This window comes from Mesonia mobilis DSM 19841 (assembly GCF_000423405.1).
Taxonomy (GTDB): domain Bacteria; phylum Bacteroidota; class Bacteroidia; order Flavobacteriales; family Flavobacteriaceae; genus Mesonia; species Mesonia mobilis.
The window spans coordinates 261,041-282,179 of the sequence record NZ_AUHX01000005.1 but is presented as its reverse complement, the minus strand read 5'-3'; the positions used below and the strand labels follow the sequence as shown (position 1 = coordinate 282,179).

At 35.0% G+C, this 21,139-nt stretch carries 18 protein-coding genes; 10 read left to right on the top strand and 8 right to left on the bottom strand.

Annotated features, from left to right (window positions below; all coding sequences use genetic code 11):
- The first annotated feature begins 139 nt into the window (after positions 1-139).
- Together G551_RS0105675 and G551_RS0105670 are read left to right on the top strand one after the other, a co-directional pair.
- On the top strand, positions 140-1,459 hold the full coding sequence (locus tag G551_RS0105675) for an MFS transporter (RefSeq protein WP_027884644.1): 1,320 nt from the start codon (positions 140-142) through the stop codon (positions 1,457-1,459).
- A gap of 49 nt (positions 1,460-1,508) precedes the next feature.
- Positions 1,509-2,864: a DUF6252 family protein gene (locus tag G551_RS0105670; RefSeq protein ID WP_027884643.1), complete on the top strand. Its 1,356-nt coding sequence runs from the start codon at positions 1,509-1,511 to the stop codon at positions 2,862-2,864.
- A 69-nt stretch (positions 2,865-2,933) separates the two neighbouring features.
- On the opposite strand, the gene G551_RS0105665 is transcribed toward G551_RS0105670, so the two are convergent.
- Both G551_RS0105665 and lysA read right to left on the bottom strand, forming a co-directional pair.
- Entirely contained in the window at positions 2,934-3,170 is a 237-nt protein-coding gene (locus G551_RS0105665; RefSeq protein WP_027884642.1) for a putative signal transducing protein, read from the bottom strand.
- 66 nt (positions 3,171-3,236) lie between these two features.
- Positions 3,237-4,442, bottom strand: a complete 1,206-nt coding sequence (gene lysA / locus G551_RS0105660; RefSeq protein WP_027884641.1) for a diaminopimelate decarboxylase — start codon at positions 4,440-4,442, stop codon at positions 3,237-3,239.
- A 279-nt stretch (positions 4,443-4,721) separates the two neighbouring features.
- On the opposite strand from lysA, the gene G551_RS0105655 reads away from it, so the two are divergent.
- On the top strand, positions 4,722-5,249 hold the full coding sequence (locus G551_RS0105655; RefSeq protein WP_027884640.1) for a fasciclin domain-containing protein: 528 nt from the start codon (positions 4,722-4,724) through the stop codon (positions 5,247-5,249).
- 155 nt (positions 5,250-5,404) lie between these two features.
- Here the strand turns inward: G551_RS0105655 and pheT are convergent, their stop codons facing one another.
- A complete protein-coding gene (gene pheT, locus G551_RS0105650) occupies positions 5,405-7,831 on the bottom strand; it encodes a phenylalanine--tRNA ligase subunit beta (protein WP_027884639.1) in 2,427 nt (808 codons plus the stop codon).
- A 177-nt stretch (positions 7,832-8,008) separates the two neighbouring features.
- Here pheT and G551_RS16540 point away from each other — a divergent pair, with 177 nt between their 5' ends.
- Positions 8,009-8,176 carry a hypothetical protein gene (locus G551_RS16540; RefSeq protein WP_156876759.1) on the top strand — a complete coding sequence of 56 codons (168 nt, stop codon included), beginning with the start codon at positions 8,009-8,011 and terminating at the stop codon, positions 8,174-8,176.
- 54 nt (positions 8,177-8,230) lie between these two features.
- Entirely contained in the window at positions 8,231-8,470 is a 240-nt protein-coding gene (locus tag G551_RS0105640) for a hypothetical protein (protein WP_156876758.1), read from the top strand.
- On the opposite strand, the gene G551_RS0105635 is transcribed toward G551_RS0105640, so the two are convergent.
- The 3 genes from G551_RS0105635 to G551_RS0105620 all read right to left on the bottom strand — a co-directional run bounded on the left by G551_RS0105635 (position 8,454) and on the right by G551_RS0105620 (position 12,348).
- Complete coding sequence (locus G551_RS0105635) at positions 8,454-9,356, bottom strand: AEC family transporter (RefSeq protein ID WP_027884637.1); 903 nt, start codon at positions 9,354-9,356, stop codon at positions 8,454-8,456. The genes G551_RS0105640 and G551_RS0105635 overlap by 17 nt on opposite strands.
- Positions 9,356-11,461, bottom strand: coding sequence for an ATP-dependent DNA helicase RecG (recG, locus tag G551_RS0105630; protein ID WP_027884636.1), 2,106 nt, complete (start codon positions 11,459-11,461; stop codon positions 9,356-9,358). The genes G551_RS0105635 and recG overlap by 1 nt, the downstream gene beginning before the upstream one ends.
- Before the next feature lie 449 nt (positions 11,462-11,910).
- A complete protein-coding gene (locus G551_RS0105620; RefSeq protein WP_027884634.1) occupies positions 11,911-12,348 on the bottom strand; it encodes a hypothetical protein in 438 nt (145 codons plus the stop codon).
- A 94-nt stretch (positions 12,349-12,442) separates the two neighbouring features.
- Between G551_RS0105620 and G551_RS0105615 the strand changes: the two genes are divergently transcribed.
- Entirely contained in the window at positions 12,443-14,527 is a 2,085-nt protein-coding gene (locus tag G551_RS0105615) for a M1 family metallopeptidase (RefSeq protein ID WP_027884633.1), read from the top strand.
- Entirely contained in the window at positions 14,524-15,435 is a 912-nt protein-coding gene (locus G551_RS0105610) for a patatin-like phospholipase family protein (protein ID WP_027884632.1), read from the top strand. Before G551_RS0105615 ends, G551_RS0105610 begins: the two co-directional genes overlap by 4 nt.
- Positions 15,436-15,455: 20 nt before the next feature.
- Here G551_RS0105610 and G551_RS0105605 read toward each other — a convergent pair whose 3' ends face one another.
- Positions 15,456-15,977, bottom strand: a complete 522-nt coding sequence (locus G551_RS0105605; RefSeq protein WP_027884631.1) for a DUF7935 family protein — start codon at positions 15,975-15,977, stop codon at positions 15,456-15,458.
- 6 nt (positions 15,978-15,983) lie between these two features.
- Positions 15,984-17,588: an FMN-binding glutamate synthase family protein gene (locus G551_RS0105600; RefSeq protein ID WP_027884630.1), complete on the bottom strand. Its 1,605-nt coding sequence runs from the start codon at positions 17,586-17,588 to the stop codon at positions 15,984-15,986.
- Positions 17,589-17,741: 153 nt separating this feature from the next.
- Here G551_RS0105600 and G551_RS0105595 point away from each other — a divergent pair, with 153 nt between their 5' ends.
- The 3 genes from G551_RS0105595 (at position 17,742) to G551_RS0105585 (ending at position 21,137) form a co-directional block, all read left to right on the top strand.
- Positions 17,742-20,063, top strand: a complete 2,322-nt coding sequence (locus G551_RS0105595) for an ATP-dependent helicase (protein WP_027884629.1) — start codon at positions 17,742-17,744, stop codon at positions 20,061-20,063.
- A gap of 67 nt (positions 20,064-20,130) precedes the next feature.
- Positions 20,131-20,340 (top strand): hypervirulence associated TUDOR domain-containing protein, encoded by a 210-nt coding sequence (locus tag G551_RS0105590; protein ID WP_027884628.1) that lies wholly within the window; start codon positions 20,131-20,133, stop codon positions 20,338-20,340.
- A 119-nt stretch (positions 20,341-20,459) separates the two neighbouring features.
- Positions 20,460-21,137, top strand: a complete 678-nt coding sequence (locus G551_RS0105585; protein ID WP_027884627.1) for a TetR/AcrR family transcriptional regulator — start codon at positions 20,460-20,462, stop codon at positions 21,135-21,137.
- The last annotated feature ends 2 nt before the right edge of the window (positions 21,138-21,139 follow it).

The following is a 21,139-nucleotide window of genomic DNA, read 5'->3' as shown; positions in this document are numbered from 1 at the left end:
TAAAAAAGGGAGAGTTTATCCTGAGCTTAGTCGAAGGGCTGTCATCCCTAACGCAAAAGAATAAACAATTCATAAAAAACCTTTCTAATTATTTAGAAAGGTTTTTCTATTTTTAGACCATCTAATCAAAAGCTTAACCATGCAAGCATTACCAAAAGGAAGTAAAAAGTTACTCAACGCTTGGGCATTTTACGACTGGGCAAATTCGGTTTACAGTTTAGTTATTTCTTCAGCGATCTTTCCTATTTTTTATGGCGCATTAACTATTGTAAAAGAAGATGGAGTAGTAGTAAGCGATACAATCGATTTTTTAGGCTTTGAAGGTATTAATAACGACACGCTTATTAGTTATGTAACCGGAGCAGCTTTTTTAATGGTTTCGATCTTAAGTCCGTTTTTAAGTGGAATCGCCGATTATGTGGGGAACAAGAAAAACTTTATGAAGTTTTTCTGTTATTTGGGAGCAATTTCTTGTATTGGTTTATTTTGGTTCGACCTTGATTATTTATGGTTTGGGTTGCTTTGTTATTTTTTAGCACTCATCGGGTTCTGGGGTAGTTTGGTATTCTACAATTCTTATTTACCGGATATTGCCTTCCCAGAGCAGCAAGATAAAATTAGTGCCAAAGGCTTCTCGTTAGGCTATATTGGTAGTGTGATCTTATTGCTCATTTGTTTATCAATGATTCTATTTTATGAAACTTTCGGGTTTAAAGATGAAGCTTTCCCAACAAGATTATCTTTTATTTTAACCGGAGTTTGGTGGATTGGCTTTAGTCAGTACACTTACTATTACTTGCCTAAAGGAAACAAAACAAATGCTAAAGTTACTAAAGATGTTATGTTTAATGGCTTTCGAGAACTTCGAAAAATTTGGGCTCGCATTCAAGAAAATATTCAACTGAAGCGCTACCTGTATTCTTTCTTTTTATATAGTATGGCGGTACAAACGATTATGCTTATAGCAACTTATTTTGGAATTAAAGAATTAGATTGGGGCGAGCAAGATTCAACCACCGGATTAATTGTAAGTATTTTACTTATACAATTAGTGGCGGTTTTAGGAGCTTTTTTAACTTCTAAAGCTTCTGCTAAATTTGGGAATATTCAAACATTAATCGTCATTAATCTATTGTGGGTTGGTATTTGTATTTATGCCTATTTTATTACGACTCCGTTTCAGTTTTATGGTGCTGCAGCTTTAGTAGGTTTGGTGATGGGAGGTATTCAGTCTTTATCGCGTTCAACCTATTCAAAATTATTACCTAAAGATGCGATCGATACGGCTTCCTATTTCAGTTTTTACGACGTTTCAGAGAAAATCGGAATTGTCATTGGGATGTTCTCCTACGGTTATATTGCTCAGAAATATGATAGTAGAACCGCAATTTTATGTTTTATGACATTTTTTATTTTAGGAGTAATTTTATTATTGCGAGTACCAAAAACAAAATTTTAGTTTAACATAAATTTAATTAAGTTTGTGTGACCCAAATAAATATATCTTTATGAAAAAAATCTTATACCCTATTTTTTTAGCGCTATTCACGTTAATGGCGGTTTCTTGTGATAACGAACCTTTAGAAGGAGAGTTTGGTGATCCTAATGGTGGCGGTTCTGGAGGAGGAAACCAAACACCGGGTGGTAACTTTACTGCTACTATCGATGGTAACTCGTTTGTTGCAGATGGAGCTTTATCGATTACTATTTATAATGGAGATATCGTGCAAACTTCGATTTCTGGAGCAAATGTTTCAGGAAATTCAATTTCTTTACAAATTGAAGCCGAAGGTACAGGATCTTACGTATTATCTAATCCCGTTGATTTTGATAATCCCGGAGATGGCACGGCGATGTACGCGCAATTAGGAACTGAAGGATTTCCTTATACAACTACCGTGAATTCTACAGGAACGTTAGAAATTACAGAATGGGATACTCAAAATATGATAGTTTCAGGAACTTTTTCATTTGAAGCAGAAAGAGAAGTAGATAATGAAGATGGTAGTGTTACTGTTGAAACTGTTAATATTACTGAAGGAGAATTCTCTAATGTTCCATTACAAATAGAAGGAGGAGAAGAACCTACAGACCCTGAACCAGAAGATCCTGAATCTCTATTTGAGGTAGAATTAGATGGAGAACTTTATACAGGTACTACGCAAGCAAATATTAATGAAGATGGTTTAGCAATTGCTGCAAGTTCTGGGGAGCAGGTCTTCGTATTACAGGTATTTGATCCGGCTGTGGGAAGTTTTGATTTAGGTTCTGAATATGAAGCACTAATTTTATACGATTTAGATAATTCAAATGAAGAAAGCGAAGTGTATATTCCTATAGAGGGAACCATTAATATTTCATCTATAGATTATACAAATAACTTGGTTTCAGGTACATTTTCTGGAACTTTAGTAGAAATTATCAGTCAAGAAGAGTTAGTGATGACAAATGGTGTATTTACCAATATTCCTTTTGAAAATCAAGCTCCTGTAGATAATGCTAGTGCTTTAGTAGATGGTGAAGAATTTGTAGCAAATACTTTTGCAGAAGGATCTTTAGTAGGTAGTGATGAAGTGAGTTTAAATTTTATTTCAGATTTAGATAATAGTATTGTATTAAATATACCTCAGAATCCTGAAGTGGGTACGTATTCAATCAGTGAGAATCCACCGTATTCAGCAAGTTATATTGCAGATGTAGATACAGCGAATGAGGTGGTTTATGATGCTCAAGCAGATTCTGGTGAGATCACAATTACTTCTTTTGAGAACAATACAGTAGTCGGTACATTTAGCTTTGTTGGTGAAGCCGATAACGGAGATACAATTAACATTACTCAAGGAGAATTTAGTTATCAGTTTTAATATAAAACTAAACGATAAAAAAAGCCACGATTTTAATCGTGGCTTTTTTTTATTGAAAAATTTTTAATCTTATTCCTGCGGAAATGTAGCTTTAATAATTTTCACCGCTTCATCGTAATGAGAGGTTTGTACTTGCAATTGTACCTGTCCCGGTAAACCGCCACCAAAACCTGCTCTCAAACCGGATTCAAAATTATTTTTTACAATAGAATCAATTCCTGCTTTGTGAAACAGTTCTTGCAAATATTGAACATTTACATCAGAACCGGTATATACGTTTTTATAAGTTGAATTTTCTGTACTCATCATTTTAGTTTTTATCTAAGATAATCGAATCACAAATTATTTCAACTTAATTTAAGCTGAAATTAACTAAAGTTCAACTTCTACTTGATTAGCAATTAAATCCTCAAAAGTTTCTCTTTTTCGAATCAATTTAGCTTCTCCGTTATGCCATAAAATTTCAGCAGGACGATAGCGAGAATTGTAATTACTAGCCATCGAAAAACAATAAGCTCCGGCATTTTTAAAAGCTAGAATATCACCTTCACTAATCTCTGCAATTTGTTTATTGGTGGCAAATGTATCAGTTTCACAAATATAACCTACAACAGAATAAAAACGCTTATTTTTGGTAGGATGACTAATGTTTACCACTTCGTGTTTAGAACCGTAAAGCATTGGTCTTATCAAATGATTAAAACCAGAATCCACTTGAGCGAAAACTGTTGAGGTGGTTTGTTTTATAGAGTTTACTTTTACTAAAAAGAAACCAGATTCACTTACTAAAAATTTACCCGGTTCAAAGGCTAGCGTAAGTTCTTTGCCGTAATCTTTACAAAACTCGTTAAAGCGTTTGCTTAGTTTTTTTCCGAATTCTTCAATATTGGTTTCAATATCATTATCATGATAAGGAACTTTAAAACCACTTCCGAAGTCTAAAAACTCTAGCTCTTTAAAATTTTTAGCGGCATCAAAAAGAATTTCTGAAGCGTATAAGAAAACCTCAATATCCAAAATATCACTTCCGGTATGCATATGTATACCGTTAATATTCATTTTAGTATTTTCAACAATTCTTAATAAATGTGGCATTTGGTGAATAGAAATACCAAATTTAGAATCGATATGTCCTACCGAAATGTTCGTATTTCCTCCTGCCATCACATGCGGATTAATACGAATACAAACAGGAACTTCTGGATGCGTTGTTCCGAATTGTTCTAAGACCGATAAATTATCTATATTAATTTGAACCCCTAACTTTACAGCTTCTTCAATTTCTTCGATAGAAACTCCGTTAGGCGTGAAAATAATTTTCTCTGGTGCAATTCCGGTTCTTAAGCCCAGTTTTACTTCCTGTATAGAAACCGTATCTAAACCGCTTCCGCAGTTAGTAAGTAATTTAAGCACGTTAATGTTAGAAAGCGCTTTTACTGCATAATTGATCTTTAGCTTTTTAACCTGTTTAAATGCGTTGGTTAAGCGTTTAAATTGTGCTACAATTTTTTCACTATCATACACATAAACTGGACTGCCAAAGTCTTCTGCAATTTGTAAAAGGTCTTTGTTTTTCATTATTCAACTTGCTTTAAATTATAAAGCCGCAAAATACTGACTTTTTCTGTAATTGTATACTTAATTTATTTTTCAGTTTGAGTTGCTGCTGAATAATTTTGTGCTATTATTATTAATGGAGTGAGATTTAGTATAAAGTTGAAGAGTAATAATTTTTAAATATTATTTTAAAGTTGAAAATGATTTTAATATAATGATTATCGGTAAGTTATTTAGATTTATAAAAGAAACTTCATAATAATTTATTAAATTCGTTACTTAATAACCCAAAATCCAATTATGAGAACATTAAATTACCTTTCTAAATTATCGTTAGTTGCTTTTTTATTTTTAGGATTAAATGCCTTTGCTCAAGATAGCTCTAAAACTTTAACAGCTAACATTTCTTCAGCTAGTGACCTATCAGAATTTTATGGTTTGCTAGAAACTACTAAAACAGTTAATCTGCTTAATGACGGTAATTCTTACACAATTTTTGCTCCTGTGAATGATGCTTTTGAAAGCTTAATACAAGAAAAGTACGTAAATATGCCTTCTGGTGAAAATAAACTAAGAGCAATAACAACTTATCATATTTTGGAAGGAAGTTGGACATTAGAAAAAATCCAGAATAAAATTAAAGAAAAAGGAGGTAGAACAATGGTGAAAACTGTAGAGGGAACTCCTTTAACGTTTTCTGACAATGAAGAAGGAAATTTAATTGTTGTTGATCATTTAGGTAGAGCAAATGTTGTAATTTCCTCAGAAAATCAATCTTCAAACGGACTAATTTACAAAACGAAATCTATACTTTTACCGGCTAGATAGTCAATTTTTATATATAGTATTAAAAAAAAATCCGGATTCTTATAGATCCGGATTTTTTTTAATTGAATATCTATTAAATCATAATGAGTCGCCGTCACTCAGAAATTGATTCAGGATATTATTTTTAAATATTTTGGTTTTAGTACTGTGAAAAATTATCGTAAACTAGCGCCCAATTGTTTTTCAAATTGCTGCTGAAGTTTATTCATCATTTTATCTACTTGCTTATCGGTTAAAGTTTTGTATTCATCTAAAAAGCTGAAGCTTACCGCATAACTTTTTTTGCCTTCCGGAAGGTTTTCTCCTTGATAAACGTCGAACAATTCTACATTCTTCAACATCTTACGTTCACTTTTAGTAGCGATATCGTAAATGTCACTAAAGCTTACTTTTTCATCTAAAAGTAATGCAAAATCTCTTCTTACGGAAGGATATTTAGGGATCGCTCTAAACGTAGTTTTATGATGCTGAACCAATTCAATAATGGTATCCCAATTAAAATCTGCAAAGATCACTTCTTGATCTATACCAAATTTCTTTAAGATCGATTTTTTAACTACCCCAAAATCGACTACTTTCTTTTTACGAGTAGAAATACTTAATCCTTCAGAAAAAATATCGCTTGTTGTTGGTGTATATTTAAGCTGATTTAAACCTAGTTTTTCTAAAACAGCAACAATGCTTCCTTTGCTAAAGAAAAAGTCGCTTTTCGCAGGAAGCGCATTCCAACGTTCTGCACTTCTATTACCACTAATTAATAGTGATAGATGTTTATGTTCTTCTCTTCCCGATGGGAAATCGTGATACGTCTTTCCGAATTCGAAAAACTTCAGATTATTATTTCTACGATTTAAGTTGTAAGCAATCGCTTCTAAACCGCTAAATAATAAAGACTGACGCATTACCGCTAAATCTTGACTTAACGGATTAAGCATTTCAACGTTATGCGTTTCTTGCAAACCATCACTCAACTCCACATATTCTTTTGTGGTTAACGAGTTCGCCATCGTTTCGTAAAAACCTTGACCAACTAATTGATCGGCAATGATGTTTTGTAAACGATAATCTTCAAACCTGCTTGAGTTTGAAATTGAGGCGTTTAATTTTTCATTGAATTCAACATTATTATAGCCATAAACACGAAGAATTTCTTCAATTACATCTACTTCGCGTTGAACGTCTACACGATAAGCCGGAATGGTAAGTCCCATACCGCTTTCGGTTACGTTGTTTACACGAATGTCTAAAGAAGCCAAAATAGACTTAATAATTTCTGGCTGAATTTCTTGCCCAATAAGACTGTTAATTCGATCGAAAGTTAGAAATACCTGAAAATCTTCAATTTTCTTCGGGTAGATATCGTCGATATCGCTCGTTACAATTCCGCCTGCCGTTTTCTGAATTAACAAAGCCGCTCTGCGTAATGCATATTTTGTAATATTTGGATCGATACCTCTTTCAAATCTAAAAGAAGCATCGGTATTTAAACCGTGACGTTTTGCAGTTTTACGAACACTCACGGGATTAAAGTAAGCACTCTCTAAGAAAACCGTGTTAGTTTTTTCAGTCACTCCAGAATTGAGTCCGCCAAAAACACCGGCTATACAAAGCGGTTTTTCAGCATCACAAATCATGAGATCTTCTTCGTGTAACTCACGTTCCACTTCATCTAAGGTGGTAAACTTAGTTCCTGCAGGAAGTGTTTTCACCTTTATTTTATTGTCGCTAATATAATCAGCATCGAAAGCGTGTAAGGGTTGTCCTAACTCGTGTAAAACATAATTTGTGACATCTACAACATTATTTTTCGGCGTAATCCCGATTGCTTTTAATCGGTTTTGAAGCCAAGCCGGAGAAGTAGTTACTTTTACGCCAGAAATGGTAACGCCACAATAACGCGGAGCCAGATCGTAATTATCAACTTCGATAGCAATTCTTCGACTTCTGTTTTCTACGTGAAAATTACTTACCGATGGCGTATCTAATGGAGTGTTTATTTCTTGCTGAAGTAATCCTGCTTTTAGATCACGTGCAACACCATAATGACTCATCGCGTCGGCACGGTTTGGCGTTAAACCAATTTCGAAAACTTGATCGGTTTCTACTTCAAAAACTTCTTTAAGCGGAGTTCCCGGTTTTAGATCTTCTGCTAAAACCATAATCCCGTCGTGACTTTTACCTAGACCTAATTCATCTTCAGCGCAAATCATCCCATTACTAACTTCACCACGAATTTTACCTTTCTTAATTTTCCAAGGTTCTTGTTTATCATCGTAAAGCGTTGTTCCTACGGTTGCCACAGGTACTTTTTGACCCGCAGCAACATTAGGTGCACCACAAACAATTTGTACAGGTTCTGCTTCACCAATATCAACAGTGGTCACTCTTAATCGATCTGCATTATGGTGTGGTTCACACGTGAGAACGTGCCCAACAACAATTCCTTCTAAACCACCTTTTACCGACTCAAAAGTATCGATACCTTCAACTTCTAAACCTAGATCAGTTAAAAGTTCTCCGGTTTTTTCTGCGTCCCAATCGGTTTTAATAAACTGTTTTACCCAGTTGTAAGAAATCTTCATTTACATGTAATTTTTCAGTAGAAAAATAATTATTTTCTTAATTCTAACGTACTCCAAAGAAGCACTAAATTTTTTTATAAAGTGGCAAAGATACTATTAATTTTGGCAAAATCTAAGATTCTATAACGAGTTACTTATCAAGTTTTTCTTGTAAATTTCAATTATAAAATCTACTTCATGAAAAAAAGTTTTTTAGCAGTATTCTTAAGTTGTATTTTGTTGAATGCTTGTCAGCGATCATCAGTTAATTTCGATTGGTTAGTCGGCAATTGGATAAGAACCAACGGAGATGATTTAGAGCAAACTTACGAGCAATGGCAACAAGTTTCTTCTGAAGAATATTGAGGTTTAGGATTTACTTTGGTTGAAAATGATACCATTTTTAAAGAAAAATTACGTTTGCTGAAAATAAATGAAAATTGGGTTTACCGCGTAGTAGGAGTTCATGAAGATGAAGTCGATTTTCTTATTACTGAAATAAATTCAACTAGCTTTTCAGCAGAGAATAAACAAAACGATTTTCCGAAAGTGATTACTTATAAATTGAAAGCTGAATTTCTGAAAGCTACCATCGCAGACGATAAAAATGCTATCGATTTTATCTTTGAAAGAGAAGGTCGAATTACAAAAACTGAATAATTTCAGACCAAATAAAGGTTGAAAAGAAGCCAATAATAATCCCAACACTTAAAATTAAATTCGCCAATTTCGGGTTTAAGCCGTACTGAGTGGCAATAATTGCGGGAGTAACCATAGGCGACATCGAAGCTTCAAAAACAGCTACTTTTCCGGTGAGGGAGTTGATATTCAATACATATAAAATGCTGAAAATAACCAACGGTGCTAATACTAATTTGTAAATCAACGATAAACTTAACAGCTTTACATCGCTTTTCCATTTTTTAAGCTGAAGTTGCAAACCGACAGAAAACAATGCCATCGGAACTAATGTCGCACCCAACGCTTCTAATAAAGGATCTAGCGGACTCAAATCTAAAAAATGCGGAAGTACAAAAGCAGCGATAAATGCTAAAAAAGGAGGGAAGCTAAATACTTTTTTTAGAATTGAAGAAATCTGAAATTTACCTTGAGCACTTGCTTTTACAGCCGTGATCACACCAAGTGTTGAAACGATAAGAAAGCAACTTTGGTCGCAAAGAATCGCAATTTCTAATCCGTCTTTACCATAATAAGCTTCGGTTAACGGAAAACCCAAAAATGAAGTATTCCCTAAACCGCTTAATAAAATCAATACCGCTTTGGTAGCTTGATTTAGTTGAATAAATCGCGAAATAATTTCAATAAAAATAAAACTGAGCGCAAAAACTACGAGCGGCATTACAAAAGGAATCACCAATTCTGTACTCCATTCTATTTGCGGAATGTATTTTAAAGCAATTGCCGGCAGCGCAATATAAATCACCCAGAAATTGACCGCTACGTAACTATTTTCGGGTAGCTTCTTAAATTTTCGGGCAGCAACTCCGGCAAGAATAGCAATCGCAATAAGAATAAAGTTATTCATTAGCTAATGTAATTCCAGATGGTTTTATTTTTCGCAATTTGTTGGTAGGTGTAATTTACGATTCTGTTTTCTTCTTTTTGCAGTTGCGGATCGTCTTTTAAAAGTTGCATCGCATAATAGCGTGCCGATTTTAAAATTTGATTGTCTTTTACAATATCGGCAATTTGTAAATTAAGCACACCACTTTGTTGCGTACCCATTAAATCTCCAGGTCCACGAAGTTTCAGATCTACTTCGGCAATTTCAAAACCGTCGTTGGTTTGCGTCATCGTTTCCAACCTCGTTTTACTATCGTTAGAAAGTTTATGGCCGGTCATTAAAATACAAAAACTTTGCTCGGCGCCACGACCTACGCGACCTCGTAATTGGTGTAATTGCGAAAGCCCAAAACGTTCGGCACTTTCAATAATCATCACACTGGCGTTGGGTACGTTTACACCCACTTCAATCACTGTGGTAGCTACCATAATTTGTGTTTCGCCATTGGCAAAACGGTTCATTTCATAATCTTTATCGGCAGGTTTCATTTGTCCGTGAACGATCGAGATCTGATATTCTGGCTGCGGAAATTCTCTAGCAATACTTTCGTAACCGTCCATCAAATCTTTATAATCCATCTTTTCTGATTCCTGAATTAACGGGTAAACCACATAAATTTGTCGGCCTTTTTTTATTTCATCTCGAATAAAAGCAAAAACCTTTAATCGGTTATTGTCATAACGATGTACAGTTTTTATAGCTTTTCTGCCCGGTGGTAATTCATCAATTACAGAAATATCTAGATCGCCATATAAACTCATTGCCAAAGTTCTGGGTATCGGCGTCGCCGTCATGACTAGAATGTGAGGCGGATTAATGTTTTTCTTCCACAATTTAGCACGTTGGGCAACACCAAAACGATGTTGCTCATCGATAATTGCCAAACCTAGATTTTTAAATTTCACTTTATCTTCCAGCAAAGCGTGCGTTCCGATAAGAATATCGAGTTTGCCATTTTCTAATTTTTCGTGAATTATTCGACGTTCAGCGGTTTTACTCGAACCGGTGAGCAAAGCAATTTCAATATTCATTTCAGCACAAAGTTCAGACAACCCCTGAAAATGCTGTGTAGCCAGAATTTCGGTTGGTGCCATTAAGCTGGCTTGAAAACCATTATCTAAAGCGAGCAAGCAACTCATGAGCGCCACGATGGTTTTACCAGAGCCTACATCACCTTGTAGTAAACGATTCATTTGCGCACCGGTACCTAAATCGTTTCTAATTTCTTTGATCACTCGTTTTTGAGCGTTGGTAAGTTCAAAAGGAAGGTGTTTTGTGTAAAATTCATTAAAATATTTACCAACTTCCTCAAACGGAAAACCTTTAATTTTTCGTTTATGGAGCAAGTTCTTCATTAATAATTGAAGCTGAACATAAAACAATTCTTCGAACTTCAATCGAAATTGTGCGCGTGCTAATTTTTCTTGCGACTGCGGAAAATGAATGTTGAATAAAGCTTCACTTTTAGAAATAAGCTTTAATTCTTTCCGCAGGTAATCGGGCAAAGTTTCTGCAAAACCCTTTTTGTTTTCTATAAAAACCTGCTGAATCATTTTAATAATTACCCGATTGGTCACGCCACGTTTTGCCAGCGTTTCGGTGGAAGGATAGAGCGGTTGCATCGCAATTTTCATTTGCTTTTGATGCTCTTTGAGCAATTCCATCTCGGGATGCGGCATCGAGAAAATACCGTTGTAGTAATTTACTTTACCGAAAATCACATAAGGTTCGTTGATCTTCAGATTTTCCCGTATCCATTTATGGCCGCGAAACCAAACCAATTCTATTTTTCCGGTTTCATCGATAAAATCGGCAACGAGGCGTTTTCCTCTTTTTTGAGCGACACTTTTTATATGAACAATTTTCCCTACAATTTGAATTTCTGCTGAATTCCGTTGAATTTCATTGATCTTATAATACCGAGTTTTATCGATATATCGGTTCGGGAAAAAATTGAGTAAATCTTGAAAAGTATGAATTCCCACTTCTTTACGAAGCAAATCGGCCCGATTGGGACCAACGCCTTTTAGATAATCGATGGGAGTTTGCAGCGTATTCGCATTCATAAAAACGAAGATAGGATTTTTTGTAAATTCTGTCTTCTAATTTTTATAAATGTAACTCTATCCTGTACTATTTGACTTTAATTCCGTAATGTATTTTTTTTATAAATCCATTTTTGTTAAAACTTATAATAATTGGTAATTTATTATCCTTTAGAATGCTATCTGTTGGAGTAATTTCTACATGAAAAGTATTCCTGTATGACTCGATCCCGAGCGGATTTATACTTGGGCCATAAACAGAATAGTTTAAGCTGTCTGATGTTAAAAAGAAAACATGATTTGTTTTATCTTTAAGAATAAAATCTTTTCCATCTAAAGTGTGGAATGAAATTCTTATGTCTTGATCTTTATAAATTATATTAGAATGATATTTTTTTTCTTCTTTGCAACTAATTAGTGTAAATATTGAGAAGGAAAAAAATAATAGGATTAAATTTTTTTGTACCATTTTACTTGATCCAACTTTTTCGATAAGCAAATTTTGAAAACCAAACTTCAAAAATAGCAATGATGATGACTAAAACAGGCATTACGTAAGTTGCATTGCCGTAAACTTCAGCAGCACTCGTTAAAAATAAATTTTGAAACATTTGTATAAGAATCGCAATCAATGAAATTAGAAATAATGTGATCGCCGATTTTTTCTTTGCTAGTAAAAGAATATTTGCCAATAAAGCTCCGATCGTAGCGACACCAAACGCAATATGCGTCCATAACGGATATTCACCATAAAGTGCGCGTTCATTCTCCGGTAAACCTGCCAAAGCTTCACCTTTCATCACAAGTGAATGAAATACAAAAGAGCCGATGCCCATTAAATTCCAAAGTAAAAGAACAATAGAAATTATCCAAAACCAAGTCGGGATTTTTTGTGAAGAAGTAGTCATTTTGGTACGTATTGGTTAGTTTTTAAAAGTATAAAAATATATAGAATGTAAAAACAAGTAAGTTTCGTATTTTCGAAACAAGAATAAAACACTTATGCAAAAAATAGTTTGGCTGCTTTTATTGGCGAGTCCTTTTTTTATAAACGCGCAACAAACCGAAGTTTTAGATGTTGAAAAAATTTCGGGAACGATTCATTTACTACCGGAAACTGAAAGTGTTGAAGGTAAACTTCAAGTGAAATTTAAAGTTTTACAAGCGACCGATTCTATTTATTTAGACGCGGTAAAGATGAATGCTGAAATCACTAAAAAGTCGAGTTCTAAACCGAAGCTTTTTTTCGCAGAAAAGAAAATTTATTTTATCGATCAATTTGAAGCGGGCAAAACTTATGAAGTTGAATTTTCTTACCAAGCAACTCCTCAACAAACCTTATATTTTGTAGGTTGGGATAATGACGGTAGTAACCAGATCTGGTCGCAAGGACAAGGAAAATACACTTCGCATTGGCTGCCAAGTTTAGATGATATGAATGATAAAATTGAGTTTGATCTTTCGTATCAAGTTCCGCAGGATTATGAAGTTGCCGCCAATGGGAAATTGGTAAATAAAGAAAAAAAGGGAAAAGAGCAGCTTTGGCATTTTGATATGCAACACCCGATGAGTAGTTATCTCGTGGCAGTGGCCGTCGGAAAATTCGAAGCAAAAGAAATTACATCAACAAGCGGAATTCCTATAAAATTATATTACGAAGCTCAAGATGAAGAAAAAGTAGAGTGGACATACAAGCATTCAAAAAAGATTTTCGATTTTTTTGAAGAAGAAATTGGCGTGGCGTATCCGTGGCAAAATTATAAGCAAATTCCTGTTCGAGATTTTCTTTATGCCGGGATGGAAAATACGACGGCGACCATTTTTTCAGATATGTTTATGGTCGATCAAATTGGTTTTATCGATAGAAATTATGTGAATGTAAATGCACACGAATTGGCACACCAGTGGTTTGGCGATTTGGTGACGGAAAAGTCGGGAACGCATCATTGGCTGCAAGAAGGTTTTGCTACATATTATGCGTTATTGACCGAACGTGAAATTTTTGGAGACAACTATTTTTACTTCAAACTTTATCAAAATGCAGAAAAATTAAAAGAATTAAGCGATTCAGGTAAAGGCGAAGCGCTTAAAAATGCCAAAGCCAGCTCGCTTACATTTTACCAAAAAGGAGCTTGGGCGTTGCATATACTTCGTGAAAAAGTAGGAGATGAAGCTTTTAAAAGTGGAGTAAAAAACTATTTAAATAAATATGCTTTTCAAAATGTAAAAACTGAAGATTTTATTGCTGAAATCGAAAAAACCAGCGGAATGGACTTAACTCAGTTTGAAGAAGATTGGTTAGCGCAATCGGCATTTAAATCTTCACAAGCTTTAGCATCACTTCGTAAATCTGAATTTATGGAAGAATACCTTTCATTAATCGCATTGCGGACCATCTCGATGGAAGAAAAATATGAAAGCTTAAATAAAGCTTTAGATTTCCCTGTAAACGATTATTTAGGGCAAGAAGTCGTTGCGCAATTGGCGCAGGAAAATGCCGGAGATGTTATTCAACTTTATCGAAAAGCGTTTGACACGAACGATGTGTTGGTTCGGCAAGCAATTTCAACATATTTACAGAAAATTCCGCAGTCATTGCAGAAAAAATATGAGGGTTTACTCAACGATCGTTCTTACTTAACTTTAGAGCAAGCGTTATTCAACTTGTGGCAAAACTTTCCCGAAAATAGAAGTCAGTATCTAACAGAACTGCAAAACGTAGAAGGCTTCAGCAATAAAAATGTTCGTTTACTTTGGCTAACTTTAAGTTTAGTGACTCCTGAATTTCAACCGGAAAATAACAGCAAGTTTTACCAAGAGCTTTCAGGTTATACGAGTGCAAAATACGCTTATGAAATTCGGCAAAATGCATTTGGATTTCTTTACCAGATTGAATCGTTTACCGGGCAAAATTATTTAGATCTAATGCAAGGTTCGGTACATCCTGTTTGGCGTTTCAGAAACTTTTGTAGAGAACTGTTAACGCAATTGTCAACGAAAGAAAAACACCGCGCGATGTTATTCAGTTTAAAAGAAAAAGCTTCAGCAAAACAAGAAAAAGTATTGACTAAAATTATAGAAGAATGAGAGCTTTAGTGATTTCTGGCGGCGGTAGTAAAGGAGCGTTTGCCGGTGGAGTAGCGGCTCATTTAATGAAGGTGCAACATCGTAATTACGATATTTTTGTAGGTTCTTCAACAGGGAGTTTGTTGCTTACGCATTTGGCCATTGGCGAGATCGATAAATTGCATGAAGTTTATACGAACGTTAACCAGAAAAGTATTTTCAGCTTAAATCCGTTTAAGATCAAGAAGAAAGATAATCGGGAATATGTGAGTATAAATTACCTGAATACGATTCTTCAGTTTATGAAAAAACGAAGAACTTTTGGTGAGAGTAAAAACTTAAGAAAACTAATTAGCCGAAAAATTACAAAAGAAGATTTTTTAAAGGCGAAAAGCACCCATAAAGATGTTGTGGTAACGGTTTCTAATCTTACCAAGAATAACATCGAATATAAATCGATAAAAGATTTTAGTTATGAGGAATTCTGCGATTGGATCTGGATTTCTTGCAATTACATCCCGTTTATGAGTTTGGTGAAGAAAAACGATTTTGAATATGCCGATGGCGGTTTCGGAAGTATGGTTCCTATTCGTGAGGCAATTCGACGAGGCGCTACCGAAGTTGATGCTATCATTCTAGAATCTGAAAATATGGAGCACAACAAAGTTTTAGGTAAAAATCCGTTCTCATTAATGGTGAATTTATTTGGTTTTGTACTCGATCAAGTAGAACGTAGTAATATAATTGAAGGAAAACTTGCGGCAAGTAATAAAAATGTATTGCTGAATCTTTATTACACGCCAAGCCAACTCACCGAAAACTCATTGATTTTTGATAAAAAACTCATGAAAACTTGGTGGGATCAAGGTTTTAAATACGCTAACGATAAAGCCATTAATGTAAAAGAAAATGAACTAAAAGACCGATAGTTTTTAGTTTTGAAGAAAACTTACCAAAGCTCTTTCACTTCATTCTTTAAAAATGCTAATCCGGTTTCACTCGGAGCTTTTTTATCGACAAGATCAGACAAAATAACTTCTCTCAATTTATCGGGAGAATCTACTTTATCGCTCATATTGGTTTGTCTAATTAAAGAAATCGTTGCGTTTTTGGTCGCTTTAATTGCTCCCCAACATTTATCGCTTACATAAATTTGTTGCGCAAGATTATGCTCAAATTCACTTTCGATCTGCTGAATAAGTAAATTCTCGTAATCGTGTTTACTATCGTTATAAGGCTTTACTCGAATTAATAAACTGCCCGGATTTATACGTTCTAAAAAAAGCGTCATACGCTCCAAAGCTTGTAAACGTTGAGGCATCGCACTTTTAGCACTTTCTCTTTTAAGTTCGTAAATACGACGATTATTTTCATTAGTAAGATAGCTACTATAGAAGTAGAAAGAAATTAAACCAATAATTAACGCCGGTAAAAGGTTAAAAAAGATCTGTAAAAAATTTATATCCTGCATAATTCGTTAATAGCGAACGTCATCTTGCTCGAAAGAGTCTTTAGACGCTTGTTTGTTATAATTTCCGCCAAGATACTCACAATTTTGCAAAGAAGAAACTCCTTTAAAAGGAACTTCAACTTTATTGTACGCATAAGAAGCTGCTAAGGTTTTGGTGAAATCTTGATCACTTAAATTAATATCGACATCATCCATCGTGAATTGACAAGGATGCTCGTAACCTGCAGAATGGGTTACTTCAATAAATTCTTTTCTAAAATTTTTGAAGTAATAATTCACTCGTTCAGCTTTATCTTTTACATTAATTCCGGCTTGTAACCATTTACTTTGTGTAGCAATTCCTGTTGGGCAAGTGTTCGTATGGCAAGATTTAGCCTGAATACATCCTACGCTCAACATCGCTTCTCGAGCCACATTAATACAATCAACTCCCATGGCAAATGCCATTGCCGCTTTAGAGGGAAAACCTAACTTTCCGCTACCAATAAATACAATTTGATCGGTTAATTCTTCTTGCTTGAATATTTTATAAATATTTCTGAAAGCATACACCCAAGGTACAGAAACGTGATCGGCAAAACTTGGTGGCGCTGCTCCGGTTCCGCCTTCGCCGCCATCAACGGTAATAAAATCGGGTCCTTTATTTTGTTTTTTCATTAAGCGCGCAAGATCTTTCCAACCGTCTAATTTACCGATCGCAGCTTTAACACCAACCGGTAAACCTGTTTTTGCAGCGATTTCTTCAATAAAATCGATGAGACCTTGATTGCCTTCAAAAGCCGTATGATAAGGAGGAGAAACCACATCTTTCCCTAACGGAACTTTTCTAATTTCAGCAATTTCTTTCGTGATTTTAGATCCCGGTAAAACGCCGCCTTTTCCCGGTTTTGCTCCTTGCGAAAGTTTTATTTCAATCGCCCGAATACAAGGGTTTTCTTCTACTAATTTTACGAGATGATCCATCGAGAAATTCCCTTCTTCATCTCGAATACCAAAATAACCGGTACCTATTTGAAAAATAATATCTCCGCCGTGTTTGTGATAAGGTGATAAACCACCTTCACCGGTATTGTGATAGGCATAAGCTTTTTTTACGCCTTCATTTAACGATGAAATTGCTCTTGCCGATAGACTCCCAAAACTCATCGCAGAAACATTAATTACCGAAGCCGGACGATAAGGTTTTTTGCGTTTATGATGCAGACCCATCACTTTAGCGCAAGGTAAAAAATAAGGATCGTCGGTATTGGGATGCTTTTTGGGCAATTTAAAAGGCATCATTGCATTATTTACAAAAATATAATTGGTTTGATATAGATCTTGATCAGTACCAAAACCTTCATAATTGTTTTCATTTTTTGCTGAAGCGTAAATCCACCCGCGTTCAATTCGGTTAAAAGGAAGTTCTTCGCGGTTATTGGCAACGATGTACTGCCGTAATTCCGGACCGATACTCTCTAGCATATATCTAAAATTACCAACCACCGGAAAGTTATGTTTAATAGTATGTTTTTTGTTGAAAAAAATGTCTTTGATCGCCACTAAAACAATCACGAGAAGAAGCCATTGCCACCAAGAAACTGCTGACAAGAATTGAAGAAAAGCATCCATAAAATTCTAAAATCGATTTTTGAAACACTAATTTATTCAATTAAAAAATTACACTCTACATTTTTATAGACTTTTGTTTATAATTAACCTTTACCAAGCACCTCAGTTTTTGTGTATTTTTGGTAAATTCACGCCCTTAAAATTGTAGAAGATTTGGAAAATTATTTAGCTGAATTGAATGACGCCCAACGAGCTCCTGTTTTGCAAAAAGACGGGCCAATGATTGTAATTGCCGGTGCGGGCTCCGGTAAAACCAGAGTACTTACTTATCGTATTGCTTATTTAATGAGCAAAGGCGTAGATCCTTTTAATATCTTATCGCTAACTTTTACCAACAAAGCGGCGAGAGAGATGAAGCATCGTATCTCTAGTATTGTAGGAAGCAGCGAAGCTAAAAATTTATGGATGGGAACTTTCCATTCTATATTTGCCAAAATTCTTCGAATGGAAGCCGATAAATTAGGTTATCCTTCTAACTTCACCATTTACGACACACAAGATTCACAGAGCGTTTTGCGGGCGATCATTAAAGAAATGGGCTTAGATAAAGATGTTTATAAATATAAACAGGTTTATTCTCGAATCTCTTCTTTTAAAAATAGTTTGATCACCGTAAAAGCCTATTTTCAAAATGGTGAATTGCAAGAAGCCGATGCGATGTCTAAAAAGCCTCGTATGGGCGAGATCTATAAAGAATATGTAGAGCGTTGTTTTAAAGCCGGCGCGATGGATTTTGATGATTTATTGCTGAAAACCAATGAGCTTCTTAACCGTTTTCCGGATGTGCTTCAAAAATATCAGAATCGTTTTCGATATATTTTGGTAGATGAGTACCAAGATACCAACCATTCACAGTATTTAATTGTACGAGCTTTGAGTGATAAATTTCAGAATATTTGTGTGGTAGGCGACGATGCGCAAAGTATTTATGCCTTCCGTGGAGCGAATATTAATAATATTCTGAACTTTCAAAGAGATTACGATAATGTAGAAATGTACCGATTAGAGCAAAATTACCGTTCGACAAAAAATATTGTTCAAGCGGCAAACTCGGTGATCGATAAAAATAAAACCAAACTTGAAAAAGTAGTTTGGACGGCAAATGATGACGGACCAAAAATTGTCGTGAATCGTTTAATAAACGACGGGGAAGAAGGTCGTTTTGTAGCCAGTTCTATTTTTGAAAACAAAATGGAACACCAAATGAAGAATGGTGATTTCGCAATTTTGTACCGTACCAATGCGCAAAGTCGTGCAATGGAAGACGCGCTGCGTAAAAAAGACATTCCGTATCGAATTTATGGAGGGCTTTCATTTTACCAACGTAAAGAGATTAAAGACGTTCTTTCTTATTTGCGTTTAATCGTGAATCCTAAAGATGAAGAAGCCTTAAAACGTGTCATTAATTTCCCGGCGAGAGGTATTGGAGCTACCACGATGGATAAATTAACACTAGCGGCAAACCACTATAAGCGTTCAATTTTTGAAGTGATCGAAAATATAGAAAAGATCGATCTAAAGATCAACAAGGGCACGCAAACCAAGCTGAAAAACTTTACCAATATGATTAAAAGTTTTCAGATTATGGCGAGCAATAAAAATGCTTTTGAAGTGGCTGAAGCGGTTGCTAAAAAAACCGGTTTAGTACAAGAACTTAAAAAAGACGGAACACCAGAAGGGATCGCACGTATTGAGAATGTTGAAGAATTATTAAACGGTATTCAAGATTTTGTCGATGGGCAACAAGAATTAGCCGATGCTGATGGTTCGTTAGGTGAGTTTTTAGAAGATGTGGCGTTAATGACAGATCTTGATCAAGAAACACCAGATGAAGATCGCGTGGCGTTAATGACGATTCACTTAGCAAAAGGACTTGAGTTTCCATACGTTTATATTGTAGGTTTAGAAGAAGATCTTTTTCCTTCGGGGATGAGTATGAATACCCGTTCTGAATTGGAAGAGGAACGCCGTTTATTTTACGTGGCATTAACGCGAGCAGAAAAGCAAGCTTATCTTACCTACGTACAATCGCGTTTTCGTTGGGGTAAATTAATCGATGCAGAACCGAGTCGATTTATAGAAGAGATCGATGATGAATATCTCGATTATATGGTTCCGCAAGACGATTATAAATACAAACCGCTTATCGATCGTGATATTTTTGGAGAAGTCGATAAAAGTAAACTTAGACAAAATAAACCCAAAAAAGGCACGCCGCCACCAGCACACAAACCAACTGAAGATGAGTTGCGTAAGTTGCGAAGATTGAGACCGGCAGATGCATCAACACCGACCAAAGCAGACATCCCTGTTCAACTTGAAGCCGGCCAATTGGTAGAACATATGCGTTTTGGTAAAGGTAAAGTGCTGAGTATCGAAGGCGTTGGGCAAGATAAAAAAGCAGAGATCGATTTTGAAACCGGCGGAATGAAAAAATTACTGCTGCGTTTTGCAAAGCTTAAAATACTTTCTTGATGCGTTAAAATACTGTTAGCGAGTTTCTCTATTCATTTCATTCCATCTATCTTTTGCTCAAAAAGCTATGATACAAGAAGGAAGCGAAGTAAAATGGAAATGGGGTAACGGCACCGCAACCGGTAAAGTTGAAAAAACCTATACAAAAGAGGTTACCAAAACCATTGATGGGAGTGAAATTACTCGAAAAGGTGAACAAGGCAATAAAGCTCTTTTCATCAAACAAGATGACGGAAGCTCAGTCTTAAAGCTCGAAGATGAGGTAGAGAAGCAGTAAAAACTTCAATTTTGAATAAAATAATTAGCTTTTATGTTAAAATAAGTAAAAGCTATTTTTTTAGTCTTTCATTCTAAATGAAAGTATTACTTTTAACCTTGTGAGTAAATATTTTATAAATGGGTACACTACTTTCAAATTTAACCTTAATTATTCCGGAGAATATCTATATTAAAGATCCGCAGTCTTCCAAATTAGGGAGAAGGATTTTAGAGTATTCTATTCAAATTATTCGGAAAGAAGGTTTAGAGAAATTTACATTCAAGAAGTTAGCTGAAGAAATTAGTTCTAATGAAAGTTCTGTTTATCGCTATTTCGAGAATAAACACATGTTAATGCTTTACCTAATTTCTTGGTATTGGGCGTGGCTTGAGTATAAATTGGTATTTAGAATAAATAATATTGAATGTAAAGAGAAAGTCTTAAAGCGTGCCATCTGTGCGATTACCGAAACTCCTCGAAAAGATAAAACGTTTGGTTTTATTAATGAAGAAGAATTACATCATATTATAGTACAAGAATCTGCCAAAGCTTTTCATACCATCGATGTTGATGAAGAAAATAAAAACGGCTATTTTGTAATTTACAGAAGATTGGTAAAGCGTTTAGGTGGAATTATTGCCGATTATAATTCTGAATACAATTATCCCTTAACTCTAGCGAATACTGTGCTTCAGGGAGCTTTAAATCAAAACTTTTTGCATCAACATTTTAAGCAATTATCAGATTTTAAAGAAACCGATGAAGAGCCGTTCACGCAATTTTTTCAGCACTTAACTTTTAAATCACTCAGTTAATT